Source organism: Rhabdobacter roseus (assembly GCF_014202275.1).
Taxonomy (GTDB): Bacteria; Bacteroidota; Bacteroidia; order Cytophagales; family Spirosomataceae; genus Rhabdobacter; species Rhabdobacter roseus.
The window spans coordinates 19208-44003 of sequence record NZ_JACHGF010000007.1 but is presented as its reverse complement, the minus strand read 5'-3'; the positions used below and the strand labels follow the sequence as shown (position 1 = coordinate 44003).

Annotated in this window: 21 protein-coding genes; 5 read left to right on the top strand and 16 right to left on the bottom strand. The window is 55.0% G+C overall.

Annotation, left to right across the window (positions count from 1 at the left end; all coding sequences use genetic code 11):
* Positions 1-177 precede the first annotated feature (177 nt).
* Entirely contained in the window at positions 178-1731 is a 1554-nt protein-coding gene (locus HNQ92_RS19360) for a DUF5723 family protein (protein WP_184176315.1), read from the bottom strand.
* A gap of 249 nt (positions 1732-1980) precedes the next feature.
* On the opposite strand from HNQ92_RS19360, the gene HNQ92_RS19355 reads away from it, so the two are divergent.
* Entirely contained in the window at positions 1981-3411 is a 1431-nt protein-coding gene (locus tag HNQ92_RS19355) for a circularly permuted type 2 ATP-grasp protein (protein ID WP_184176314.1), read from the top strand.
* 21 nt (positions 3412-3432) lie between these two features.
* Positions 3433-6222 (top strand): M14 family metallopeptidase, encoded by a 2790-nt coding sequence (locus HNQ92_RS19350; protein WP_184176312.1) that lies wholly within the window; start codon positions 3433-3435, stop codon positions 6220-6222.
* A gap of 105 nt (positions 6223-6327) precedes the next feature.
* Here the strand turns inward: HNQ92_RS19350 and HNQ92_RS19345 are convergent, their stop codons facing one another.
* Positions 6328-6975: a pseudouridine synthase gene (locus HNQ92_RS19345; protein WP_343063023.1), complete on the bottom strand. Its 648-nt coding sequence runs from the start codon at positions 6973-6975 to the stop codon at positions 6328-6330.
* A gap of 206 nt (positions 6976-7181) precedes the next feature.
* Between HNQ92_RS19345 and katE the strand changes: the two genes are divergently transcribed.
* A complete protein-coding gene (gene katE / locus HNQ92_RS19340; RefSeq protein ID WP_184176310.1) occupies positions 7182-9341 on the top strand; it encodes a catalase HPII in 2160 nt (719 codons plus the stop codon).
* An 88-nt stretch (positions 9342-9429) separates the two neighbouring features.
* Here katE and lysA read toward each other — a convergent pair whose 3' ends face one another.
* From lysA to pyrF, 4 genes are all read right to left on the bottom strand, one after another.
* Positions 9430-10656 (bottom strand): diaminopimelate decarboxylase, encoded by a 1227-nt coding sequence (gene lysA / locus HNQ92_RS19335; RefSeq protein WP_184176308.1) that lies wholly within the window; start codon positions 10654-10656, stop codon positions 9430-9432.
* A gap of 371 nt (positions 10657-11027) precedes the next feature.
* Positions 11028-11216, bottom strand: coding sequence for a type II toxin-antitoxin system PemK/MazF family toxin (locus tag HNQ92_RS29210; protein WP_425504305.1), 189 nt, complete (start codon positions 11214-11216; stop codon positions 11028-11030).
* Positions 11217-11362: 146 nt separating this feature from the next.
* Positions 11363-11599: a hypothetical protein gene (locus HNQ92_RS19325; RefSeq protein ID WP_184176306.1), complete on the bottom strand. Its 237-nt coding sequence runs from the start codon at positions 11597-11599 to the stop codon at positions 11363-11365.
* A 280-nt stretch (positions 11600-11879) separates the two neighbouring features.
* Positions 11880-12707, bottom strand: coding sequence for an orotidine-5'-phosphate decarboxylase (pyrF, locus tag HNQ92_RS19320; protein WP_184176304.1), 828 nt, complete (start codon positions 12705-12707; stop codon positions 11880-11882).
* Between the two features lie 111 nt (positions 12708-12818).
* Between pyrF and rfbC the strand changes: the two genes are divergently transcribed.
* Both rfbC and HNQ92_RS19310 read left to right on the top strand, forming a co-directional pair.
* Entirely contained in the window at positions 12819-13364 is a 546-nt protein-coding gene (gene rfbC, locus HNQ92_RS19315) for a dTDP-4-dehydrorhamnose 3,5-epimerase (protein ID WP_184176302.1), read from the top strand.
* Between the two features lie 137 nt (positions 13365-13501).
* Positions 13502-14278, top strand: coding sequence for a tyrosine-protein phosphatase (locus tag HNQ92_RS19310; RefSeq protein ID WP_343063022.1), 777 nt, complete (start codon positions 13502-13504; stop codon positions 14276-14278).
* A 44-nt stretch (positions 14279-14322) separates the two neighbouring features.
* On the opposite strand, the gene HNQ92_RS19305 is transcribed toward HNQ92_RS19310, so the two are convergent.
* The 10 genes from HNQ92_RS19305 to HNQ92_RS19260 all read right to left on the bottom strand — a co-directional run bounded on the left by HNQ92_RS19305 (position 14323) and on the right by HNQ92_RS19260 (position 24663).
* Complete coding sequence (locus HNQ92_RS19305; RefSeq protein WP_184176298.1) at positions 14323-15003, bottom strand: type 1 glutamine amidotransferase domain-containing protein; 681 nt, start codon at positions 15001-15003, stop codon at positions 14323-14325.
* Positions 15004-15070: 67 nt separating this feature from the next.
* Entirely contained in the window at positions 15071-16615 is a 1545-nt protein-coding gene (locus HNQ92_RS19300; protein WP_184176296.1) for a 4Fe-4S binding protein, read from the bottom strand.
* Between the two features lie 210 nt (positions 16616-16825).
* Entirely contained in the window at positions 16826-18175 is a 1350-nt protein-coding gene (locus tag HNQ92_RS19295) for an NAD(P)/FAD-dependent oxidoreductase (protein WP_184176294.1), read from the bottom strand.
* 136 nt (positions 18176-18311) lie between these two features.
* Complete coding sequence (locus HNQ92_RS19290) at positions 18312-18971, bottom strand: response regulator transcription factor (protein WP_184176292.1); 660 nt, start codon at positions 18969-18971, stop codon at positions 18312-18314.
* Between the two features lie 97 nt (positions 18972-19068).
* Positions 19069-19944, bottom strand: a complete 876-nt coding sequence (locus tag HNQ92_RS19285; RefSeq protein WP_184176291.1) for a sensor histidine kinase — start codon at positions 19942-19944, stop codon at positions 19069-19071.
* Positions 19931-20491: a hypothetical protein gene (locus HNQ92_RS19280; protein ID WP_184176289.1), complete on the bottom strand. Its 561-nt coding sequence runs from the start codon at positions 20489-20491 to the stop codon at positions 19931-19933. The genes HNQ92_RS19285 and HNQ92_RS19280 overlap by 14 nt, the downstream gene beginning before the upstream one ends.
* Positions 20492-20648: 157 nt before the next feature.
* A complete protein-coding gene (locus HNQ92_RS19275; protein WP_184176287.1) occupies positions 20649-21026 on the bottom strand; it encodes a hypothetical protein in 378 nt (125 codons plus the stop codon).
* A gap of 424 nt (positions 21027-21450) precedes the next feature.
* Positions 21451-22221, bottom strand: a complete 771-nt coding sequence (gene rlmB / locus HNQ92_RS19270) for a 23S rRNA (guanosine(2251)-2'-O)-methyltransferase RlmB (RefSeq protein WP_184176285.1) — start codon at positions 22219-22221, stop codon at positions 21451-21453.
* Positions 22197-23477 carry a GWxTD domain-containing protein gene (locus HNQ92_RS19265; RefSeq protein WP_246440463.1) on the bottom strand — a complete coding sequence of 427 codons (1281 nt, stop codon included), beginning with the start codon at positions 23475-23477 and terminating at the stop codon, positions 22197-22199. The genes rlmB and HNQ92_RS19265 overlap by 25 nt, the downstream gene beginning before the upstream one ends.
* 379 nt (positions 23478-23856) lie before the next feature.
* A complete protein-coding gene (locus tag HNQ92_RS19260; protein WP_184176283.1) occupies positions 23857-24663 on the bottom strand; it encodes a crotonase/enoyl-CoA hydratase family protein in 807 nt (268 codons plus the stop codon).
* Between the last annotated feature and the right edge of the window lie 133 nt (positions 24664-24796).

Genomic DNA, 24796 nt, shown 5'->3' with positions numbered 1-24796 from the left:
TTAGGTTGTCTTGGTAGGGTTCAACCAATACACCCCCGAACGATTCGAACGGGGGTGCCTGGCCGTGGGAAATACTATTTCTTGTTCTATATAAACGATGAAAAGCCAAAAATGGTTTTGGACGGTGAGCTAAGGTACCTTTCTGGCAAAAGGCCGTTTGAGCTGGCTAATACCCGGCTAATTTTTACGCTGAAACAGCCGCCTCAGCCAGGAGTTTTCGCGGGGCCAGCAGCGCGTGGCCGACTGCGGCGGGCGGCGGTACAGTCCGGCGGAAATTCCTACGTAGAGATTGAAAGCCTGAGGCTTGCCAATGTTTAGTAGCCCAAACAGATGATCGGTGCCCAGCCACAGCGGCCCTGCCCGCCCCGCCAGGCCAATGGACGGGGAGCGGTACCGGTTCATGAGCGACAGCGGTACTGAGAGCTCGTACCACTTGTGCTCGTAGCGCGGTGTCACGGCCAGTACCGACTCCGCGCGCATCCCGAAAGCCCCGGCGCTGCGCAGGCTCTGCACCCACAAGGTGCTTAGGTAGATATTGGGTTGGAGCTGGTAGTCTACGCTGGCCTGGAAAGCCATCGGCAGTACTGAGCGAAATGACGTTTGGCGGTCGGCGGCCGAGACGCCCATCGACTGATCGATGGCGTTGTAAAATCCGGAGCTACCGTTTAAGCGCTGGAATATATCGTAGGTGAAGTTACGGTTGGTAGCGTTCACGGAGTAGTTCGTGACGTAGTTGGGATTTTTGAAATGAACCCGCCCAATGCCCGTGACCGACAGCGCGATGCGGTAGAGGTACTTGTTTTTGCTATGATCGTATTTCCTGCCCCCGCGCTCGTTGTGGGAGTACTTACGAATTTCGGGGCGGTACTCGTACACCATGCCGAGGTCAAAGCCCCAGCCACTCCCGGCGGGGGCGTTGCCCAGCAGCCAGGCGGGCGAAAGCTGAAAGTTTTCAAAAGCACCGTCAGCGGTGTAGCCGTAGTCGGCCGTGATCTGGGGTGAGCGTACGAGCTGCCGCATGTTGTTCCAGGCCGGATCGGGCCGGATTTCGTAGCTGGTGTTTTCCAGTACGGCGTGAGCGTTGTACAGCCCCAGTACACGTTTTACGGTTAACCCCGCCTTGAAAAACTCCGTCTCGCGATCCACCACCACGCCTCCCAGCGTGAAGGCCACTTCGCCCAGGCCATTTAGGTGCAGGTTGCCCGCCTGGTTTTCGAAGAGCTGGTTTTGGATGGCTGGCTCGCGGGCCCCTCCGCGGGCCAGCTGGGCGATGGGCTCGGTTACCTGGGCAATGTTGAGCATGTACCGCGCCCGGCTCGTCACGGCCACTCCCACCTTGCCATCTAGCAAGCTGACCATCAGCGAAGGAAGCCGGGTGTCTCCGCCCAGGTTTAGGTGCTTGATGCCCCCCGTTAGTTTTTCGCCCACGTAGGTGCGCGGAAAAAGAATGCCCCCCCGCTCGCTGCGGTATTCGGCCGGGACGGTATTGGTGACGATGCTCAGCAGGGAGTAAGGGGCGTCGTACTTGGCGTAGTTGCTGGCCTCGTAGAGCTGCGTAGCGGCCAGATTTACAAATACACTGTAGCGCGAGTCGGCCACGAAGGCGGGGTTGTGGTAGAGTGCCTGGGTACCCGCGTAGTTGCCCATTGCCGCGCCGGGTAGGTGCTGAGCCTGGCTTGTGGCCAGGCCGCTTAACCAAAATAGAAAGAATAGTAACCGGGAATTGTGCATAGTAACGAACTTGGGGCGATCAGTGGCAGGGGCTAGGTACAATAAAAAGAGTACAAAGAAAATGAATTTCAACACAAGACCTAGCCCATTGACTCAACAACCAGGAAAGTTAATAGTTGAATTTATCATTTAACGTATGTAAAACATAAATCAAACGAGGCGAGCTTACGTAAAATTTGGTAATGATGGAGTCATGCCATAAATTGTTGGGGAAAATAGTCGCTACTACCTAATCAGATTTTGCAAACTATGAAATTTTCGTTTAACGGATACACCAATGATGCTTTCTATGACGAAATGTTTACGACCGAAGGTCAAATACGAACGGGCTACGAACACCTGAAAAAAAAATGTGAACAATTAACGAGTGACGAACTGACCAACCGCCAGCTCAGTGCCGAGCGAGCCTTGCTGTCGATGGGCATTACTTTCAACGTGTACTCCGAAGGAGAAGGGAGTGAGCGCATCATGCCGCTGGACATTATTCCGCGTATCGTTCCCAGCTCGGAGTGGAATCAGCTCGAGCGGGGGTTGAAGCAGCGCATTCGGGCGCTCAATATGTTTATTCACGACGTATATAACGAGCAGCACATCCTGAACGACGGCGTGGTACCGCGCGACCTCATTGAATCCAGCAAGTGTTTTCTGCCGGCCTGCATGGGCCTCAAACCTCCCAAAGGCGTGTGGTGCCACATTACGGGTACCGACCTCATCCGGGGTGACGACGGGGCTTTCATGGTGCTGGAAGACAACCTCCGCTGTCCGTCGGGCGTGTCGTACATGCTCGAAAACCGGGAGCTCTCCAAGCAGATATTCCCCGAAGTGATGGCCCGTACCGGCGTGCGGCCCGTGTCGGATTACCCCAACCGCCTCCTGGACATGCTCCGGTTCCTGGCCGATCGCCCCAACCCCACCGTGGCGGTGCTCACGCCGGGTATCTACAACTCGGCCTACTTCGAGCACTCGTACCTGGCGCAGCAAATGGGTGTGGAGCTGGTAGACGCCCGCGACCTGGTGGTGTCGGACGGCTACGTCAAGATGCGCACCACCAATGGTTTCCAGATCGTGGACGTGATCTACCGCCGCATTGACGATACGTTCCTGGACCCACAGGCGTTCAACCTCGATTCCCTGATCGGGATTCCGGGTATTTTTGAGGTGTATAAAAAAGGCCGCGTAGCCCTGGCCAATGCCCCCGGTACGGGCGTGGCCGACGACAAGGTGATCTATGCCTACGTACCGCGCATCATCAAGTACTACCTCCAGGAGGAGGCCATCATTCCGAACGTCCAAACCTTCATTTGCCGGGAAGAAGAGGATCGGCAATACGTGCTGGAAAACATTGAGCAGCTGGTGGTGAAGGAAGCCAACGAAGCCGGTGGCTACGGGATGCTCATCGGTCCCAAGGCTACCAAAAAGGAACACGCGGCTTTCCGGAAAAAAATCAAAGACAACCCCCGCAACTACATTGCCCAGCCTACCATATCGCTCTCAAGGGTACCTTGCATGGTGGATGGCCACGCCGAGGGCCGGCACGTGGACCTGCGCCCGTACATTCTCTACGGCGACGACATCCACGTCATTCCCGGCGGGCTCACCCGCGTGGCTTTGCGTAAGGGCTCGCTGGTGGTGAATTCCTCGCAGGGCGGCGGCGGCAAGGACACCTGGGTACTTTACTAATTTTCTTTTTTTAATTCTTTTATGCAATCTACCCTTACCCGATTTTTTACCAGCCTGCTCCTGCTCGCCTGCCTGACGGTGGGTACTTTGCAGGCCCAGAAGGTACCTTCTCCGAAAGAACACTTTGGCTTTGCCATCGGCGACGACTACCAGCTGGCTACCTACACCCAAACCGAAGCCTACTTTAAAAAACTGGCGGCGTCGGACCGGGTAAAGCTCGTGGACATGGGCCTAACGGAAGAAGGGCGGCACCAGTACATGCTGGTGGTGTCGTCGCCCGCCAACCTGAAAAACCTGGAAAAGTACCGGAGTATCTCCCAAAAAATGGCCCGAGCCGAAGGCCTCACCGACGAACAGGCCCGGCAGCTGGCCGCGCAGGGCAAAGCCGTGGTCTGGATCGACGGCGGACTGCACGCCACCGAAACGGTAGGTACCCACCAACTCATCGAAACGGCCTGGCAGCTGGTGAGCCGGAAAGACGCCGAAACGCTCCGCATTCTGGACGAGGTGATCATCCTGCTGGCCCACGCCAATCCCGACGGCCAGGAGCTGGTCAGCAACTGGTACATGCGGGAGGCCAATCCCGAAAAACGTAGCCTGGACCACCTGCCCCGGCTGTACCAGAAGTACATTGGCCACGACAACAACCGCGATTTTTTTATGATGAACATGAAGGAATCCTGGAACATCGGGCGGCAGCTGTACGTGGACTGGATCCCGCAGATTGTTTATAACCACCACCAGGCGGGGCCTGCGGGCTCGGTGGTAGCCGGGCCGCCCTACCGCGACCCGTTCAACCACGTGTACGATCCGCTGCTCATCACAAGCATCGACGCCCTGGGTGCAGCCATGAACAACCGCCTCAACGTGGAAGGCAAGCCCGGCTATACCCAGCGCGCGGGCTCGGTGTATTCTACCTGGTGGAACGGGGGCCTGCGCACGGCACCCTACTTTCATAACATAATCGGGATTCTGACGGAAATCATCGGTAGCCCTACGCCCGCCAAAGTACCCCTGGTGCCGCAACGGCTCATCCCCAACGGTGCCACGCCCAACCCGATCAAACCGCAGGACTGGCACTTCCGGCAGTCGATCGACTACTCCGTGTCGCTCAACTACGCCGTGCTCGACTACGCCGCCCGCTACCGCGACGGCCTGTTGTTTAATATTTATCGAATGGGAAAAAACGCCATTGACCGCGGCAAGCAGGACCACTGGACGTTGTACCCCAAACGGATTGAAGAAATAACCCAGGCCCAGCGGAACGACAGCCAGAAAAGTACCCCTACCGGTACCGGCTCAACAACAGGTACTTTGGCAACCAAGTATTACGATACCGTGATGACCAACCGCAGCCTGCGCGACCCGCGGGCCTATATTCTCCCGGCCAGTCAGCCGGACTTCCCCACGGCGGTGGCGTTCATTAACGCACTGCTCAAATCGGGCGTGCAGGTCCAGCAAGCTACGGCCAGTTTCAACGTGGCCGGAAAAGCCTACCCGGCGGGCTCGTATGTTGTCAAAACGGCCCAGGCGTTTCGTCCGCACGTGCTGGACATGTTCGAGCCGCAGGACCACCCCAACGACTTTCAGTACCCCGGTGGACCACCCGTGCGCCCCTACGACGCCGCGGGCTGGACGCTCGCCTACCAGATGGGCGTGCAGTTTGATCGCCAGCTGGACGACTTCGACGGCCCCTTCCGCAAAGTACCCTACGGCGAGTTGCAGGTACCTAAGGGGCAGCTTGGCACTGCTACGGCCGCCGGGGGGTACTTGCTGAGCAGCCAGGCCAACCAGTCGTTTCTGGCTGTCAATGATTTACTCAAAGCGGGCGTGGAGGTACTTCGGCTCACGGAAGGTACGGCCACCGAGGCCGTAGGGTCGTTTTTTGTGGCGGCGAATGATCAGGCCAAAGCGGTACTGGAGCGGTTGGCCCGCGAGCAGGGCGTAGCGGTACGGGCGGTGGCCCAGCGACCAGCCGCTCTGGCCAAGGTGACGCCCCAGCGCGTGGCACTTTGGGACACCTACGGTGGCTCCATGCCCTCGGGCTGGGTACGCTGGCTCACCGAGCAGTTTCATTTTCCGGTCGAGGTACTTTACGCACCCGATCTTGAAAAGGAGGACCTCCGTAGCAAGTACGACCTAGTGGTGTTCGTGGGTGGGGCCATTCCGCCCCTGGCTACGCCAGAGAGCGGGAGCAGCAGCTATTCGCGGCGAGACCCCAAGCCCGAGGAAGTACCCGCCGAGTACCGTACCTGGCTGGGCCGCATCACCGCCGACAAGACCATTCCGCAGCTCCAGAAATTCCTGGAAGCGGGAGGCAACATCGTGACCATCGGCAGCAGTACCAACCTGGCCTACCACCTCAAACTACCCGTTAAAAATGCGCTGGTCGAAATCAGCAGCGACGGGCAGGAGAAGCGCCTGCCGGGCGAAAAGTACTACATACCGGGGAGTATCTTACGGGTGAGCCTGGACTCCACGCAGCAGGCCGCCTGGGGTATGCCCGCCGCCTGCGACGTGTACTTTGACGCCAGTCCGGTCTTTAACCTGGCTCCTGACGCCATCGCTAGGGGTACTTTGAAACCCCTAATGTGGTTCCCGACCGACAAGCCCCTCCGAAGCGGCTGGGCCTGGGGACAGGCCTACCTGCAAAACGGCGTGGCGGCTTTTTCGGCCAAAGTAGGCAAAGGTACCCTCTACGCTTTCGGACCCGAAATTACCTTCCGCGCCCAGGCGCATGGTACTTTTAAGCTGTTGTTCAATCAGTTTTACGCCACCGAAGTACCGACGGGCGTGGTGCAGGGTGAGTAATTGTTTTAACATTAAAAAAATAGCCGGGAAAGTACCCCCGGCTTCCTGAAAAGTACCTTCCCGAAGTACCCCGGTTCGTTGTAGCCGGGGTACTTTTTTTATTTACTAATTGAGCTCAAGTACCTCCTGCATCCGACGGAACTCCGCCTGCACCGGCGCGTCGATCAGTACCTCCTGCTGGCTGCCGGGCGGTACGAAGCGTAGCTCCCGGGCATGGAGCAGCATGGTAGTCATGCCGAAGTATTCCTTGAAAAATTTGTTTTGTTTGTTGCAGCCGTGCGGTCGGTCGCCGATGATGGGATGAAACACGTGCGCCAGGTGCTTGCGGAGCTGGTGCATCCGGCCCGTGGTGGGGCAAAGCTCCACCAGCGAGTAGCGCGAGGTAGCGTGCTGGCCCGAGGCCATGGGTACTTCGGTTCGGGCCAGCGTTTTTCCGGCGGTGAAGGATTCTTGCAAAGTACCATCCTCCCGCCGCAGCGGGTAGTCGATCTCAAACGTATCCGGCATATAGCCGCGTACGACAGCCAGGTACTTTTTATGTACCTGCCCCGTGGCGAAAAGTACCTGCAGAGCCGAGTTGGTACTTTCATTGAGGGCAAAGAGCAGCACGCCGCCCGTTTTGCGGTCGAGGCGGTGAACGGGGTACACGCGCTGGCCGAGCTGGTTGCGCAGGAGCTGCACAGCAAACTCGGTGGCTTCTTGGGCAATAGGTGAGCGGTGTACCAGCAGGCCGTGGGGTTTATTGATGGCCACGAGCGTTTCTGATTGGTAGAGGAGGGAGAGCGGCGTTTCGATAAAAATAAAAAAAGATTTTTTTGAATGGTAAAGATAAGGGGTACCTGCGCAAGGTACCTAATACGTGGAATGCTTTTTGGATAGGATAGGGCTACTTGCGGGCACGGATTCTCATGCTTTACCCACAAAAAGTTTTATTCTTCATATCAAACTGAAAACCCAGTATGGCCCAAAAACCTAATGACAAGCCGGCAAACGAAAACAAGAAAACCGAAAACCTGGCTCCGCACACCGAAAATAGCGACGAGCAATTTCTGACGACCAACCAGGGTGTCCGGATCAACGACAACCAGAACTCGCTAAAAGCCGGTGATCGCGGTCCTACGCTGATGGAGGACTTTATCTTTCGCGAAAAAATAACCCATTTTGACCACGAGCGTATTCCGGAGCGCATCGTACACGCCCGAGGCGCGGGTGCGCACGGGTACTTTCAGGTGTATGAGTCAATGGCCGAGTATACCAAGGCAGGCTTTCTGCAAGATCCTTCGGTGCAGACGCCCGTGTTTGTGCGATTCTCGACGGTGGTGGGTTTTCGGGGCTCTACCGACCTGGCTCGTGATGCGCGGGGCTTCGCGGTAAAATTTTATACCGAAGAAGGCAACTACGATTTGGTGGGCAATAACATACCCGTTTTCTTCATTCAGGATTCGATCAAATTCCCGGACCTGGTCCATGCCGTCAAGCCCGAGCCGCACCACGAAATTCCGCAGGCTAGTGCGGCGCACGATACCTTCTGGGATTTTATTTCGCTCATGCCGGAGTCGATGCACATGATCATGTGGGCCATGTCGGACCGCGCGATTCCGCGCAGCTACCGCATGATGGAGGGCTTCGGGGTACATACGTTCCGGTTTGTCAATGCCGAGGGCAAGGCGCGCTTTGTGAAGTTTCACTGGAAGCCGCTGCTGGGCGTACACGCCGTGGCCTGGGACGAAGCCCAGAAGATTTCGGGCAAAGACCCCGACTTCCACCGGCGCGACCTCTGGGAGGCCATCGAGGCGGGTAGCTACCCCGAGTGGGAGCTGGGCGTGCAGATCGTGGAGGAGGAAGACGAGCACAAGTTTGACTTCGATTTGCTCGATCCTACCAAAATTATTCCCGAGGAACTGGTACCCGTGAAGCGCATCGGGAAAATGGTTCTGAACCGCAATCCGGACAACTTCTTTGCCGAAACCGAGCAGGTAGCGTTCCATCCGGGCCACGTAGTGCCGGGCATCGACTTCACCAACGATCCGTTGCTGCAAGGGCGACTCTTTTCCTACACCGATACCCAGCTGAAGCGACTAGGCGGACCAAATTTCCACGAAATCCCCATCAACCGGCCCGTAGCGCCCGTACATAACAACCAGCGCGACGGCCACATGCGCCAGACCATCAACAAGGGCCGTACCAGCTACGAGCCCAACAGCATGCGGGGCGGCTGCCCGTTTCAGGCCAAAATGAGCGAGGGCGGCTTTGCGAGCTACGCCGAGCGCATCGACGCGCCCAAGGTACGGGCCCGGAGCGAGAGCTTCATGGATTTTTACAGCCAGGCTACGCTGTTTTATAATAGCCAGTCGGAGGCAGAGAAAACCCACATCATGGAGGCGCTTCGCTTTGAGCTGGGTATGGTGGAGATCGAGGCGATCCGGGAGCGGATGCTGAGCCACCTCAAGGAGGTCGACGAGTCGCTGGCGCAGCAGGTAGCCGAAGGCCTGGGCCTCAAGGTACCTGCGCAGCCCAAAGAGCCGCTGAACCAGAGCATCCCCGCCGACGCCGATCCGGAAAGCTACCAGCCGCGCCGCCGCAAACCGATGATCGAGAAGTCGGAAGCACTGAGCATGGCCAATACGGCCAAGGACAGCATCAAAACCCGAATGGTGGCGATTCTGGCGGCCGACGGCGTCAACGAAGACGAGCTCACGCAGATGCAGAAAGCCCTGGAAGCCGAAGGAGCCATGACCAAAATCGTAGCACCGCACCTGGGTACCATCAAGGCAAGCGGCGGCACGGAGTTCAAAGTGGAGAAAAGCTTCCTGACGGGTACTTCGGTGGTGTTTGATGCCGTGTACGTGCCAGGAGGTACCCAGAGCGTCGATACCCTGCTGGGGGTACCTAAGGCCATTCATTTCCTGAACGAAGCCTACCTGCACTGCAAGCCCATTGCGGCCAGTGAGGAAGGAAAAAAACTATTGCTGGCCACTTACTTCACCAAAAAAGTCAGCGGGGAAAGTACCCCCGTGGATGCGGGCCTGCTTTTGGAGCAAAATCCGGAGTCCTTCATCAAGGCCATGGCGCAGCACCGTTTCTGGGAGCGGGAAAAGGAAGGAAAAGTACCTGCCTAAAAGGTACTTTATAATTGAAAATAATAAGCGGGGGTACCTTGAGCAATCAAAGTACCCCCGCTTATTTGGATTTACTACACAAAACAAATTATAAATCTATCTGCGTACGCAGCAGGTCGTCGAGCGTTTCGCGGCGGCGCACCAGCCGGGCTTCGCCTTGGTCCACCAGTACCTCGGCGGGGCGGTAGCGGGCGTTGTAGTTGGAGCTCATCGTGAAGCCGTAGGCACCGGCGTTCAGGAACGCCAGCACGTCGCCGGGGCGTACTTCGGGTAGTTCGCGGTCGGTGGCGAAGGTGTCGGTTTCGCAAATGTACCCCACCACGTTGTAGGTTTTGAGCGGGCCGTCGGGATTGGTTGTGTTCAGGATGTGGTGGTACGAGCCGTACATCATGGGCCGGATCAAGTGATTCAGGCCAGAATCGACGTGTACAAACGTCCGGGCCGGGTCTTCCTTCACCACCGTGGCCGTCGTGAGCAGGTACCCGCACTCGCTCACCAGGTACTTGCCCGGCTCAAACCACAGCTGCAGCTCGCGGCCGTAGCGCGCGCAAAACGCCCGGAAGCCCTCGGTAATCTCCGCGCCCAGGTGCTGCATATCGGTCACGGCGTCGTCGGGCTTATAACCTACCTTGAAGCCCCCGCCCAGGTCGATGATCTGAAGGTTGGGGAAGTGCATGGCCGCCTCAAAGAGTACACGGGCCGCTTTCAGAAACGGCTCGGCCTCCTTGATGTCGGAGCCGGTGTGCTGGTGCAGCCCAATGACGTTGATCGAGTACTTGTTCACGAAGGCAAGAATGTCGTCCAGCAGGGTCACCGAGATCCCAAACTTGGAGTCGGGATGGGCCGTCATGATTTTATCGTGGCCGCCCGCGGTCACGTTGGGTTTGAGCCGGATGAGGCAGGGCTTGCTGCTGCCGTAGGTTTGACCGAACCATTCGAGCAGCGAAATGCTATCGACGTTGACGGTCGCTCCTTCGTCCACGGCGGTGCGTACCTCCTCGTAAGGTACCCCGCTGGGCGTAAAGGTCATTTGCTCGGGCGCGTAGCCCGCGTATTTTCCCATCTCAAATTCCCCCGGCGACACCACGTCGAGCTCCACGCCCAGTTCGCGCATCAGGCGCAGGACGGCCAGGTTGGTATTGGCCTTGCAGGCGTACTTGATCTTCATCGTTACCCCGGAAAAGGCCTCTTGCAGGGCCTGTACTTTGCGGCGAATGATACTCCCCTGGTACACGTACAGCGGCGAGCCGTACTGCTGGCACAGCTGGGCGGCGTCGATATCCAGGGTTTGCGTTTCGGTGTCGGTGAATTGCATGAATGAAAAAAATGATTTTTGGGAAGGGTACTTTGGGGTAAAGGTACTTTGATTGGGTTATGATTTTTGTTTTCTGAAAAGCATTACGCTAATACACAGGGATTTATTTCTTTCGTCTCTTTTGAAGTATTCTATAACTTCCTTTGTTACTGTGGTACGTCGCTCGTCCCGGCGGAGCGCCTCCCGATTGCAATCGGAGATCTGTGCTCGTCCCGATTTGCAACTCTGTGCTCGTCCCGATTTGCAATCGGAGACGGGTTCTGATTTGCGTTTAAAACGCAAGTTAGATACAACGCCCGATTACATATCGGGGTTAGCTCGGGTAATGATTATACTAGTAAGTAAAAATCAGCTTCTAATAATTATTCTTACTACAAACCAAATAATATCTTAAGCTTTTTATCTATCTCAGATTGCTGTTTTGGGGAAATACTGCCCAGTTGTCTTCTTATAAGATTTACGGGTATAGTTACCAGCCTGTGTAATTTTATAACTGAATCTACACGAAGTCCCGTTACATTAAAATCAATATCTTTTCTTTCAATCAGCAAATCTGACATTTCAAAAGTTGCAGGCACTTGGCTGCTGATGAAAGCTATAACGACATGATGATAGTAACCAAATCTTGTCCGTTAGACAAACTGCTGGCCTGACTTTGGTTCCGCTAAAATCATCAAACGGAAAAGGAACAAGCACAATTTTCCCTTTAATCATGGAATGGCTCACCATCTTGAAGAGAATATTGGTTTTCTTGTTCTTGATGCAAAAAGTCGAAAGCTGGGTTGCTTGTCATAGCTGATAACCAGCGTTTTTCCTCTATTTCCTCGTCTTCTTCCGACATGAGAATAATTACTTTTACCTTCTTTTCTCTTAACGACAAAGGGCCGTCTAATCGTAAGACCCCTTTTTTATCGATTTCTCCGGTAGCTTCTATGGCTCTCATGATTCATTCTTTTTTAGTGGTAATGCGAATTTTATTATCTACTAAATTCTTACCGCCACGCCGGGCGTCGCCATTTCCCAAACTACCCCAGGTACTTCTCCAGGTACTGTGCTCGTCCCGATTTGCAATCGGAGACGGGTACTGATTTGCGTTTAAAACGCAAATCAGATGCAACGCCCGATTATAAATCGGGGTTAGCCGGTTAGCCGGGTTAGCCGGGTAAATCGGGCGTCGCCACGCCGGGTTCTTACCGCCACGCCGGGCGTCGCCATTTTTCAAACTACCCCAGGTACTTCTCCAGGTACCTGGCCATTTCCAGTTGTAGCACCTGGGCTTCCTGCCGGGCTTTTTCGGCGAAGTCAGGACCGGCGCTGGCGTAAATGATACTCCGTGAGGCATTAACGAGCAATCCGCAGGATCGGTTCATGCCGTAGCGCGAGACTTCCTCCAGGCTGCCGCCCTGGGCCCCCACGCCGGGTACCAGCAGGAAATGCTCGGGTACCAGCTGCCGGATCTGCTGGAGGGCGTCGGCCTGGGTAGCGCCCACGACGTACATGAGGCGGTCGGGGCCGGCCCAGGTCTGGGACGTGCGAAGTACCTGCTCGTACAAGGTACCTTCGGGGGTAGGTAGGCGCTGAAAATCGTCACTACCCACGTTGGACGTCAGCGCGAGCAGGATCACCCATTTGCCTTCAAAATCCAGGAAAGGCGTCACCGAGTCGCGGCCCATGTAGGGTGCCACCGTCACGGCGTCGAAGTCGAGGCCCGACGAGGAGGCGTCGAAAAACGTCCGGGCGTAGAGGCCGGAAGTATTCCCGATGTCGCCGCGCTTGGCGTCGGCAATGGTGAAGTAGGTTTTTGGAATGTACTCCACCGTTTTTTGCAAGCTCTCCCAGCCGCGCGGGCCCAGGGCTTCGTAGAAGGCCACGTTGGGTTTGTAGGCCACGCAGTAGTCGGCGGTGGCGTCGATGATCTGCCGGTTGAAGGCAAAAATCGGGTCGGGCTCGCGGTGTAGGTGAGCGGGTACTTTACGCAGGTCGGTGTCGAGCCCCACGCAGAGGTACGATTGCTTTTGCTGAATGTGCTCGAAGAGGGCTTCGTAAGTCATAACGATTGAAATATTGCGCCGAAATTACAACCTCTACCAATAGATTCATAAATTTGCGCCCAGATACCAACGTTAGATCCCTATTTTTATACCAATTCCCCCAAACTACCCATGCAGATTCGCGAAACATCCATTGCCGGTCTTGTTGAGATTACGCCCAGAATATTTGAAGATGATCGGGGAGCTTTTTTTGAATCGTACAACCAGGAGACGTTTGGGAAGCTAGGTTTGCCCACCACTTTTGTGCAGGACAACCAATCGTTCTCCATCAAAGGCGTCGTTCGGGGGCTCCATTTTCAGGACGCGCCTTTTGCGCAGGGCAAGCTGGTACGGGTAATAGCGGGCCGGGTGCTGGACGTAGCGGTGGATATTCGCCCCGAGTCACCTACCTTTGGAAAGTACGAAGTATTTGAGCTGGATGCCAAAAGAAATAACATGGCGTACATTCCCGAAGGCTTTGCGCACGGCTTTATGGCGCTGGAAGATTCTATTTTTAGCTATAAATGTACCAACTCCTACCACAAGGCCTCGGAGTCGGGTATTCGTTGGGATGATCCCGTGCTGAATATCGACTGGGGCGTTTCTAATCCCATCGTTTCGGAAAAAGACCTTATTTTGCCTACGTTCAGGGAGCTTTTTCCGGAAGCGGCTCAGTAAGCTGCCTATTACAATAAATATACCAATTCTTCAAAGGGGTACTTCAAGGCCGAAGTACCCCCTTTTTTTGCTATTTTAAGTCTGCTACGTGGTTCTGGCACATTCCTTGCGCTTAGTAGGGCAACGTACTCCACTACATGCATGTTATGACCTTCTCTTTTCTTAACCGTAAAACAACTATCGAGAAACCACCCGTGCTACGTTTTACATCGTTACGGGTTGATGTCCACTCCCATGTGTTACCTGGCCTTGATAATGGGCCGCTGGCGCTGGAAAGCAGTGTCCGGATGGCCCAGGTACTTGCCAATGCCGGCATCCGTAAAGTGATTGCCACCCCCCACATCATGAAGGGCTACTACGAAAATTCGGTAGCACGGATTCAGGAAGTATGCCGGGAGCTACAGAGCGAGCTCAGGTACCGGCGCATCGAGCTGCAATTGGAAGCGGCGGCCGAATACTACGCCGAGCCCGAGTTGCTGGATCGCGTGCAGGGCGGAGAGCCCCTCCTGACTTTTGGCCGGAAAGGGCACCAGCCTTACCTGCTGTTTGAGACGGGTATCCTCGACGAACCCCCGCAACTGGAAGCACTGATCCGAAGCTTACTCCAGCGCCACATCCGGCCCGTGCTGGCGCACCCGGAGCGCTACCGGTACCTCCAGAAAAACTTCAACCGCACCATTGAGTTGTTTCGGATGGGCGTGTTTTTTCAGCTGGACTGGGCTTCCTTTCACGCGCGGGAAAATCCGGAAGTTCGCCAGTTGGCCGAACGCCTCGTGGACTACCGGATGGTTTCTTTTGTGGGCACCAACGTACACCACGAAAGCCAGCTAGCCTACCTCTGGGAGTCGGAGCGGCAGCCGTACTTTCGGCTCATGACGGATATTGGTTTGGTCAACAACGAGCTGGGTACGTAGCAAAGGGCTAGAGGGCATGAGGTACTTTGTTTTTTTTAGTACCTCTATTTCTCAAAAAGCTCTTCCATGGCTTTGGTGGCTACTTTATGCGCCGAGTTGGGATTTTGGCCCGTAATGAGGCGTTCGTCCAGCTCGATGTACTCCACAAAGGGCAGCATGGCCTTGGTGTAGTGCGCGCCTTGCTCGCGCAGCTTGTCTTCCAGGTAAAAGGGTACTTCGCTCACAAAGCTGGCCAGGCGTTCCTCCACGTTGGAAAAGCCCGTGAGGTACTTGTCATGAATGAGCAAAGTACCATCCGAAAGCGTTACGTGAAGCAAGCCGCAGACCCCGTGGCACACGGCCGCAACCGTACCTCCCCGCTCGTAGATGGTGCGCGTAATGGCTTGCAGGGGCTCGTTGTCGGGCAGGTCCCACATGGTGCCGTGCCCACCCGTGAAGTAGATGAGGCGGTAGTCCCTGGCGTTTACCTGCGCGGGGCTCAGGGAGTTGTCCAGCTTTTGCCGGAAGGCCTCGTCTTCGTAGTAGGTGCGGTTAATGTCGTCTTTGAGGTCGAGGCTGCGCGGATCGATGGGAATTGGCCCGCCCTGCGGACTGACGAAGTCCATCAGGAGGCGGCGCTTGGCCAGTACCTCGTAAAAATGCGTCAGTTCACTCAGCCACAGGCCCGTTTTGGTGGCCTTGGTAGGGTAGGTGTCGTGGTTGGTACAAACGATCAGTACTTTCATGGCGAGCGGGGGGCGTTGGTTTTATGCCCCAAAGTAGAAAAAATGCGATTCCCGCCCAAAAGTACCCCTACTTAATTTTCGGCATGTCGTTTCCGAAAAGTACCTCGGGAGCCACCGTGACGCGGCTGTCGGGGTCGGCGTTTTCGAGGTTAAGTACCCCCCGCGGACATACCGACGAGCAAATGCCGCAGCCCACGCAGGAGGCCCGCACCACGTCCTGGCCGCGCTGGGCGTACCAGCGTACGTCGATGCCCATTTCGCAGTAGGTGGAGCAATTGCCGCAGGAGATACACTGACCGCCGTTGGTGGTGATGCGAAAGCGCGACTTGAACCGCTGCACAAGGCCGATGTAGGCCGCCAGCGGGCAGCCGAAGCGGCACCACACGCGATTGCCCATGTAGGGGTAGAAGCCCGTACCCACCACACCCGAAAACAACGCCCCGATCCAGAAACCGTAGACCGAGCGGACCGAGTAGCTATCGACGGGGCCGATCTTGGCCTGGCCCGTGAAGTACGTATACAGTACCAGGGCCGTCATGACTACCGCAAAGACCAGCACGCTATGCACCAGGTACCTTTCAATCTTCCAGGCTTTCAGGGATTTGTCGGAGAGTTGGCGGTAGGGGTCGCCCAGGGTTTCGGCCAGGCCACCGCAGCCGCATACCCACGAGCAGTACCAGCGCTTGCCGTAGAAATAGGAAAGTATCGGCACCGCAATAAAAGCCAGCGCAATGCCCCATACGAGCATAAATACGCCCAGGGTACCGTTGCTCAGGAGCGTGTTGAGGTGCCAGTCGAAGAAGAAGTCGTAGTCGAGCGGCCAGATGTTCTTGAAGTCGTAGTAGGGGCGGTTGAGGGCTACCAGTACCTCAGGAATGATAAAGGCAAAGGACGTTTGGAAAAACATCACCGAACCGGTGCGGAGCATCTGGTAGGGCGAGTGCCGGTACTTGATAAGCATCCGCACGCCCATCACTACGATGGCCAGCGTGTAGATGAACCCGTACAAAAACCACTGACTGGCCGGATTGCCGCTCAGCGCCCGGCTCAGCGGATCGACGAGGAGCGTCCAATTGACGAGGTACTCGGGATAAAAGTACAAACCCACGTAAAAGACGATCAGGAACACACCCAGGCTAATACCCAGCCAGCCCCGGGAGGTCATGGAGCGGTGGTAGATGTGGTCGTTTTTGATGCCGGGCAGTTGACGCAGATTGGGTAGTATGTACAGCAAAGCCCCCAGAATAGCCAGCCCGAAAGTAAGCCAAAACCAAAGCAAGGTACTTTCGGTAAGTACCCCAGCCGAGGCCGCTCTGGCTACGGGAAAGGCGTAGTTGTCATAAATGACGCTGTCCCACTGCTGGTTGGCCTTGAAGTCGTCGTTGATGCGGCCGAAGGCGGTGTTGAAGTCGCGGCCAAAGCCAAAAGGCGAGGCGTAGGTACGACCGATCATCGGCTCCAGGGCCGGGCGAAGTAGCTCGTAGTGCTCGGGCTTGAGTTCCTGTTTCAGGATGGCATCGGTGAGGGTAAACTGCCCCATCGTCAAAGTACCTACCCAGGCTACAAAACCCAGCAGAAAAATACCTAATCCTATTTTTTTTAATGATCTCATCGGTTTGTATAACGCATCAGGTACCTGCTTCCTTTTATTTCTTCCCCCCTTTGCTACCGGCGAGGTGCTACCGGCCAAGTGCGACCGCTCTGCGGTCGGGAGTTCGCAGGAGCTAAATTTCTTTAAGCGTGTGACCGCGCGGCGGTCAATTTTATCTATACTATAAGTACCTTTCCCCGTTGTTGGTGAGAACACCAACAAATCAAATAATCAAAACGAAAACCACCGCTCCCGCCACGAACGTTTGCCTTGCAGCGACGACGCCTGCGCTGGATGCGCCGCCCGAAAAGCAGCGGCGATAGCGGGCTCGTGCCGTCGAAAAAACTCCGGGTCGAAGTGCGCTTCGCGCAGGTGCTGCATCACGTGGCTCAGGGTACTTTGCTGCTCAATCCAGCGGGCGCATACCTCGTGGCGCAGCCGCAGGCCGCAGGCGTTGAAGCCCGTTACGGCCCCCGTTTCTTTTTCAAAATTAATCCGCAAAGCGATTCTCCCCTCAGGATGCTCCCAATAGAAAGTACCCGTGTCGGCGTCCAGTCGGGCGGGTACTTGCCCGTAGGTTTGGTATTCTATATCAAAAAACTTCGCCGAATTATAAAATACCCCCGGCGTGTAGGGCGTGCGGGTGCCACAGAGGGTACGGGCCAGGGTTTCGCCCATGATGCGGCCCGTGTACCAGATTTGCTCCACGGGCTTGCGCCCGGCGGGCGGCTCGCGGTGCTGGGCGCAGTCGCCGAGGGCGTACACGTCGGGGAGGTTGGTTTCGAGGTACTTATTGACCAAAATCCCCCGGTCTACCTCCAACGAAGTACCCCGCAGGAAGTCCACGTTGGGGCGTACCCCCGTGGCTAGTCCCACAAACGGGCCGGCGATCTCCTCGCCCGAGGTCGTTTTGATGCTCCCTACGCGCTGGCCACTGGCGTCGGGTTTGATTTCGGCTAGTTCGGCGCCGAAGCGCAGGTCCACGCCGTGTTCACGGATGTGACGGCTCACCAGCTCCGATTCTTCGCGGGGTAGTACGTTGCCCCAGTAGCTTTTCTCGCGTACCAGGAGCGTCACGGGGATGTCGCGGCTGAGGAGCATTTCGGCCATCTCGACGCCGATGAGCCCGCCGCCTACCACCACTCCGCGCGAAGTACCCCGGGGGGCTGCCGTTTCCATGCGTTCTAAGTCCTGGTAGCTGTACAGTCCCTGCACGCCGGGTAGCTCCTGGCCCGGCCATTCGAAGTAGCTGGGCGTAGAGCCGGTAGCCAGCACCAGGATATCGTAGCCGAGTGGCTCGGAGGTACTTTGGGCAAAGTGGAGTTCTTTCTTCTCAAAATCAATGCTCTTTACCCAGGCTTGCCGGAGCTCGATGCGGTTTTTGGCCCAGAAAAAATCCTCGTAGGGCTTGATGTGCTCGTACTTCATGTGGCCCATGTAGAGGTACATGAGGGCGGTGCGCGAGAAAAAATGCTCGGTTTCGCCCGAAACGACGGTGATGCGGTGCTGACTGAGCTTACGGACGTGGCGGGCCGTAGTGATACCGCCGATGCCATTGCCCAAAATAACGATATGCTTCATGTTGTGCTGTCGGGAAATAGTCACCGGCGGGCCCCGACCTTGATTTCAGATACGTAAAAAGTACCCCTTTGGATGCTCTTGAACCGTTTAAGATACCAAACCTGGACTAGCGGGAAGGTACTTTTAAGAGTATTTATTAAATCAAATGATTCTTATAGGCGTAGGCCACGGCGGCGGCGGTGTTTTTGGTGCCGGTTTTTTCCAGAATCCGCAGCCTATGGCCTTCTACGGTACGGGAGCTGATGAAGAGCTTGTCGCTGATCTCGCTGGTAGAGAGGCCGTCGCAGAGCAGCTGAAGTACCTCCTGCTCGCGGTTGGAGAGCCCCACGTTGGTGGCGTTAGGGAAAAAGGGGTGCTTGTTGGCCGGCAGGCGGTTAACCATTTTGCGGTGCATCACGCGTGAGACGAAGTCGCTGTAGTAGAATCCCTCGTCGGCCACGCGCCGGATGGCCTTTTCCACTTCGTCGGGCGTGGTATCTTTCAGCAGGTACCCGTGTACGCCTTTTTCGAGCATATGAATGATGAAGCGGTCTTCGTCGTACATCGACACCACAATCACCTTGATGGTGGGGTACTGCTCAAAAAGTACCTCCGTGGCCTGCATCCCGTCCATGACGGGCATCTGCAGGTCCATGAGGACGATGTCCGGTTGGTGGCCGGGCATTTTATCCAGCAGCTCCTGGCCGTTGGCGGCTTCGAGCACGAACTCAAAATCAGGTACGTTGCTGAGCATGGAAATGAACCCTTTACGAAATAGTTCGTGGTCGTCGGCGATGGCTAATTTAAGAGTAGGCATAGGAAGAGTCAGGAAATTCACATAAAGGTAAGCAAGCCAGGCTTAGAAAATCGCGTGTACCCCGGAGAGAATTTTAAAGAAAGACCCGCTAAGGTACTTAGGACGGAAAATCCTGAACCCGCGAGCGCTCCCGCCGGAAGGGGTGCAGCGGTTCGGGCTTTTTTCCCCGGTTCCTTTCGATGGGTACCTGAATGCCCGCCCGGCAGCCCGGTACGCTGAGCGTATGGTATTGCATCACGCCGTCCACCACGCTCAACCGGCTTTCGATACTGCGCAGCCCCAGGCCGGCGCGCTTGCTTTCGCGCACGGCACGCAGGTCAAAGCCCCGGCCGTTGTCCGAAACCAGTAGCTGAATTTTGTCTTTGTCGGCGAGCAGTTCAATCTCGATTTCGTTTCCCTGGGAGTGTTTGATGGCGTTATTGACCAGCTCCTGCATGATCCGGTACAGGGTTAGCTCTACTTTTTGGGATTGGCGAGGAATGGCGTCGGGCTGGCAATGAAACTGTACCGAGAGGGTGTTGTTTTCTCCCAGCTTCCGCACAAAATCCTCGATGGCGGCGGCCAGGCCAAATTGCTCCAGCGTAGTAGGTACCAGGTCACGGGTGATGCGCCGCACGTGCAGGATGGTCTCTTCTACCAGTGACTGCACCTTGTTGAAGGTGAATTCGGTGCGGCTTTCTTCTTTGTTCATAATTTTGCTTAGCTGATTGAGGCTCAGCTTAGTCAGCGAAAGCATGGTACCTATGTCGTCGTGCAGATCCTGCGCAATGCGGCGCCTTTCGGACTCCTCCGAGTCGAGGGCCGTTTCGAGGAGCATGCGCTGGTAGTTTTTTTCAATTTCCCGTAGTTTTTTTTCTTGTTCGAGCTGTTTTTTCTGGTAATAAATCACAAACGCTATCACAAAGACAGCCATCATGAGCATGGCCAGCATGGCGATGAATATCGCCCATTGTATATTCTCAGTATTGACCATGCTCGTGTAATGAAAAGAACCAGGCCCCAAGACTAACGAACAGCATACAAATTATTTCAAAGAGGTCGGGTACCTGGTATAAAAAACCGAGTTCAAAGCGCCCTTCCCATTTATTAGCATAGTGCATCACGGGTGCCACAAATACGTTGGCTGAGTAGTACAATAATAGGCCGGAACAGATCCAAAAAAAAGGAAAAGTAAGAATATTTGCCGTCCGCATGGATTGTACCGTTTCGTAAAAGTACATCAGAATCCAGAATATCATCAATACACTTTCGAGCGTATTGGCATAAAGTACCATGGCGTGGTTGTGGAGATCGCTCAACACGGGATTGACGTGCAGAATATCCCAAACAGAAAAGAACACAAATAACCCGCCCACAATCATCAAGGGCTTTTTAAATATTTCGCTCTGAAAGGAATAGAACAGCATACCACTCAGCAGCAAGTACCTCAGAATAATATTCAGATTGTAGTACAGGATGGTATTCTGGCTCCGGGAAGCGAAATGAAACATCGTCAGATCAATCACCAATTTGACGATCAAATAGACAAAAAGTAATCGGAAAGCCTCGTTGCTATATGCTTTTCGCAGCCATAAAATAGTAAGCGGAATAAGCGTAACGAATACGGATAGGCTTGATAAAGGGCTGCGCTGGAAGAAAAGGATATAGTTTTCAATCATCGGCTTTCCGAACTACGATTTAAGGATTGCAGTTTCTGGGACAAATGGGCCCGTCTGCCAGTACTTCTTCCCGGTCAGCGGGCATATCTTTAAGGCCGAGCCGACTGGAGGTTAGGTCCTTGCCTTCGGCATTGACGGGTACAATCAACAGCCCGTCTTCCATGTCTTTCTTACCGGGATCACAGGTGTAGTAAATGCGCAGACCAGCGCACTCATCACCAAATTTATCCAGTAGCTTCATGATGTTCTTTTTGCCAAAGAACTGTGCCTCCACGTACGATTGAGGTTTTGAGCCTGCTTCCTTTTTCTTTTCGTGAAATTTTTTCGTGCGTTTTGCCGCTTCTTCGGAAGTGATAAAAGTACCTTCAGTACCTTGAAATTTTGATGCTTCAACCATGGTTATTGGAGTTGTTAAGTAAAAAAGGGTTTTAGATAATCGAAATGCTTCACCGTAAGCGACACCAAGTTACTAGGAAAACAAAGTAATGGCAAATGACGCGCTTAAGATGAAAGCTTGTGATAAAGTTAATCGATTGTAAATGAGGTAGTTGTAGTTCTCTTGACGGCTAAGCCGCTTGCTAAAATGCGTAGAACTACGTATAGGCTCTTACGTAGTTTTGGAGTATATTTAAAAAAATACCTTACGAAAAAAAACGGGGGATTTGGCGCTAAAATAGACGCCCTGGGTACCCTACTTTTGTGAAGCCATGAAAAAATAGAATACAGTATTCTTACACATAGATTATGAGGTTAGGTTGTACCAAAAAGCCGAGGAGATTTTCCTCGGCTTTTTCTTTTTTAAAGTACCTTATGGGCGAAAATCAAGCAGGAAATCGCTGCCTGACCGACTCGTACAGCACAATGGCCGCAGCGGCTGATACATTCAAGGAATCGACCTGCCCCGCCAGAGGAATGCGCGCCCGGTGGTCGGCGAGGTCCAGCAGCTCGGGGGAAATGCCGTCTTCTTCGGAACCCATGATAATCACCGTAGGTACCGTAAAATCGACGTCATACAGCGGTACGGATGATTTTTCGGTACAGGCCACTACCTGCAGGCCGCTGTCGCGCAGGTACCTGACCGACTCCAGCAAACTGGGCTCGCGGCATACGGGCAGGTAGTTCAGGGCACCCGAGGAGGTTTTCATGGCGTCGGCGTTGATCTGAGCGCCGCCGCGGGTAGGTACAATCACCCCCTGTACCCCGGCGCTCTCGGCGGTTCGGCAGATGGCCCCGAAGTTCCGGACGTCCGTGATGCGGTCCAGAAGCAGGAAGAAAGGTACCTGGCCGTCTTCGTATACCTGCGTGAGGACGTTGTGCAGGGGTACGTACCGGATCGGCGAAACGAAGCAGATCACCCCCTGGTGGTTCTTGCGCGTCACGCGGTTGAGCTTTTCCAGAGGTACCCGTTGGTAGGGTACCTGTAGTTCGGCGGCTAGTTTCTGAATTTCGTTCATGCCCAGCTCCCGCTGGATCAGCAGCCGTTCTATTTCCTTGCCGGAGCGAAGGGTTTCCATGACCGACTGCGTCCCAAACACCATGTCGGCGGTTGGGCGGGGGGCGGGTTTTCTTAGCGGATAGCGCCGTTTCTCCATGCTTCTACGATGGGATACCACACCGGCTGGTACTCTACATAGCGCACCAGCTCGTAATGATCGTCCACAAATTGATTGGTTCTTCGATTGAAAGTAAAATTGACATTATTGGCATTGGCGCGCTGGTCGTACACCCAAACCTCCTTGTCTTTGCCGCGCTGGACGCGGTCAGGAGGGCCCTGGATGATGTAGATCATGCCCTTGTCGGTTTTCCAGCCTTCTTTGTAGGTGGTAAAGAGTCGGTTGGCTTCCTCTACCCGCTGGTAGTAGGTACGGATCACCTGGCGGGCCAGGTCGGGGTTGCCGTTCATGAGCGAGAGCCAATATTTATCGAGTGCCTTTTTGAAGTCGCGGGCGTTCTGGAGTTCGGTGATTTCCTGGTTGGTACTCATGTACAGCAGAGGCCCGAGCAACTGCTCAGGGTAGGTCATTTTGGGGTACCTTTCGTTTACCACCAGCAGGCTTAGGCCTTCGGCTTTGGTGGTGTCGGCCAGCATGTAGTAGAGCCCTTCCCGCTCAAACTGCACGGGCTCACTGGTCCGGATCGTAAACAGGCTGTCTACTTGCAGCGACTTGGATACCGTACGGGGCACCGTGTTCATGGGTGATCCGGCGGGCTCGAAGCTGTGCCGGTAGTAGTACACATAGAGCTGGTCCGACTGGCCCGCTAGGTTCTTGATCTGGACGGATTCGCCCTGGGTTACAAAATGGTGCTGCAGGGGTTCTTTACCGGTGGCTTCAAACAGGCCGTACCGATCGCTGGCCCGCAGCTCCCGAAAGCGAATGGGCAGGTCGTTTAATACTTTCTTGAGGGTACCCGTTTGGCTGATTTCACTCAGCATGACGCCGTAGTCGCGGTCTGGTTTTTTGATGTCAAATTCGACCAGAATTTGGTTTTCACTTTTTGACACGTTGCTGGCGTTAAGCGGTACGTTGCCGTAGCCGAGCCGGTCGCGGGTACCGTAGTCGGAGTAAATGACGTAATTGAGCGTAAAGAGGGATATGAATTCTTCGATCGTGACGGGGCGTTTCCCTTTCCGGGCGTCCACGTACATAAAAATCCTGACTTGAGTAGAATCTTTTTCGAGGAATTTACTCCGAACTCCCACCAACGAGAGATCTTCATTGGGGGCATTGGGGATGCTGGCCGACTGGCTGGGTGATTCCGAAAGGCGCGGAGGGGTGCGGGAGCTCGAACAGCCTATCAGCAGCAGCGATGCTACCAAACACCCATACATCCAAACATGTGTCTTCATACGTTTTTGTAAAGTTCTGCTTATACTACTACTAACGACGTAAGTGGCATTTTTACCCAAAAAACAAACAGAAATATTACGCATTGGCAATGGGCCAGGACCAAAGGCATAGGGCATGAGGTACTTGGTAAGCCTTTTTCTCCCAGAGGCGATGCAAGGTACCCCCGCCGAGGCCGTATGCTTACGGAAGGCTAACGAAGCGGCAAGTTAGCCATTTCCGTCGGATCTGTGGTGGATTTGCCACGAATTCCTTCCCTGGTCCCGCCCGGGCGGGAAGTGTAGCTACTTCCGCTGGGGTACTTTGGCAACCGTAAAAAAGAAGGGGGGAGCAGCTGAAGATCAGTACTTGCTCCCCCGGAAGTTAGGTTAAGAAAATGGATTACGGATAGATGGGGGTACGCTTTTGTAATTTGGCCTGAAAAGCCTCTTTTAAATCGTCAGAAAGCAACATGGCGGCGTTCCAGGTAGCCATGTAGGCCAGGCCGTCGGCTACGGAGTGATCCCGGCTGTGGTTAAGAATATGCTTGGTACCCCGGATGGCCAGCGGCGACTTGGCCGCTATGGTCCGAGCCAGGGTACGGACGCCTTCGTGCAGCAGGGTACTTTCTTCAAAGGTACCATTGACGAGCCCGATCCGCTCGGCTTCGGGCCCGTAAACGGACCGGCCCGTATAGGCCAACTCCCGAACGATCCCCTGCGAAAGGATACGCGGTAAGCGCTGCAAAGTACCTAAGTCCGCCACCATACCCATGTCTATTTCCCGAATGCTGAAGTAAGCTTCGGTAGTAGCGTAGCGCATATCGCAAGCACTCACGATGTCCAGCCCGGCCCCGATGCAGCCCCCATGTATGGCCGCAACCACCGGTTTGCTGCACTGCTCAATGGCATTGATCGGGGCCTGCAGGTTCAGGATCTGGCGGCGGAGCTGCTCGCGCGTGCGGCCTTCGCAGGTACCTGGCGTGTGTGACAGGGTCATCAGCAATTCGAGGTCAATGCCCGCGCAAAAGTGCTTGCCCTCACCAGCCAAAACCACTACCCTCACTTCGTCGTTTTCGTCAAGCGCTTCGAAGGCCCTTTTTAGCTCATCCCATGAGGTTTGATTCAGGGCATTGGCCTTATCGGGCCGGTTGAAGCGAAGGTAGGCCACGTGCTCGTCGAGGGTAAGAAGGAGGGTTTCGTACATCATGTGGTCTGGTAGTTGTCAGGTCTCATTTTTCTCTATTTTTATGGTATGCAGGCATACTAACGCGCTAAAGTTCCTGATTGTTTCATGGGTATGGTAAAATGTAGAAAAAATTGTTTTTAAAAATGAAAATCGG

What these genes read in the sequence shown, in the direction of transcription:
- HNQ92_RS19360 (WP_184176315.1), bottom strand. Translation starts at nt 1,731, where the DNA reads ATGCACAATTCCCGGTTACTATTCTTTCTATTTTGGTTAAGCGGCCTG.
- HNQ92_RS19355 (WP_184176314.1), top strand. Translation starts at nt 1,981, where the DNA reads ATGAAATTTTCGTTTAACGGATACACCAATGATGCTTTCTATGACGAA.
- HNQ92_RS19350 (WP_184176312.1), top strand. Translation starts at nt 3,433, where the DNA reads ATGCAATCTACCCTTACCCGATTTTTTACCAGCCTGCTCCTGCTCGCC.
- katE (WP_184176310.1), top strand. Translation starts at nt 7,182, where the DNA reads ATGGCCCAAAAACCTAATGACAAGCCGGCAAACGAAAACAAGAAAACC.
- lysA (WP_184176308.1), bottom strand. Translation starts at nt 10,656, where the DNA reads ATGCAATTCACCGACACCGAAACGCAAACCCTGGATATCGACGCCGCC.
- HNQ92_RS29210 (WP_425504305.1), bottom strand. Translation starts at nt 11,216, where the DNA reads ATGTCAGATTTGCTGATTGAAAGAAAAGATATTGATTTTAATGTAACG.
- HNQ92_RS19325 (WP_184176306.1), bottom strand. Translation starts at nt 11,599, where the DNA reads ATGAGAGCCATAGAAGCTACCGGAGAAATCGATAAAAAAGGGGTCTTA.
- pyrF (WP_184176304.1), bottom strand. Translation starts at nt 12,707, where the DNA reads ATGACTTACGAAGCCCTCTTCGAGCACATTCAGCAAAAGCAATCGTAC.
- rfbC (WP_184176302.1), top strand. Translation starts at nt 12,819, where the DNA reads ATGCAGATTCGCGAAACATCCATTGCCGGTCTTGTTGAGATTACGCCC.
- HNQ92_RS19310 (WP_343063022.1), top strand. Translation starts at nt 13,502, where the DNA reads ATGCATGTTATGACCTTCTCTTTTCTTAACCGTAAAACAACTATCGAG.
- HNQ92_RS19305 (WP_184176298.1), bottom strand. Translation starts at nt 15,003, where the DNA reads ATGAAAGTACTGATCGTTTGTACCAACCACGACACCTACCCTACCAAG.
- HNQ92_RS19300 (WP_184176296.1), bottom strand. Translation starts at nt 16,615, where the DNA reads ATGAGATCATTAAAAAAAATAGGATTAGGTATTTTTCTGCTGGGTTTT.
- HNQ92_RS19295 (WP_184176294.1), bottom strand. Translation starts at nt 18,175, where the DNA reads ATGAAGCATATCGTTATTTTGGGCAATGGCATCGGCGGTATCACTACG.
- HNQ92_RS19290 (WP_184176292.1), bottom strand. Translation starts at nt 18,971, where the DNA reads ATGCCTACTCTTAAATTAGCCATCGCCGACGACCACGAACTATTTCGT.
- HNQ92_RS19285 (WP_184176291.1), bottom strand. Translation starts at nt 19,944, where the DNA reads ATGGTCAATACTGAGAATATACAATGGGCGATATTCATCGCCATGCTG.
- HNQ92_RS19275 (WP_184176287.1), bottom strand. Translation starts at nt 21,026, where the DNA reads ATGGTTGAAGCATCAAAATTTCAAGGTACTGAAGGTACTTTTATCACT.
- rlmB (WP_184176285.1), bottom strand. Translation starts at nt 22,221, where the DNA reads ATGGAGAAACGGCGCTATCCGCTAAGAAAACCCGCCCCCCGCCCAACC.
- HNQ92_RS19265 (WP_246440463.1), bottom strand. Translation starts at nt 23,477, where the DNA reads ATGAAGACACATGTTTGGATGTATGGGTGTTTGGTAGCATCGCTGCTG.
- HNQ92_RS19260 (WP_184176283.1), bottom strand. Translation starts at nt 24,663, where the DNA reads ATGATGTACGAAACCCTCCTTCTTACCCTCGACGAGCACGTGGCCTAC.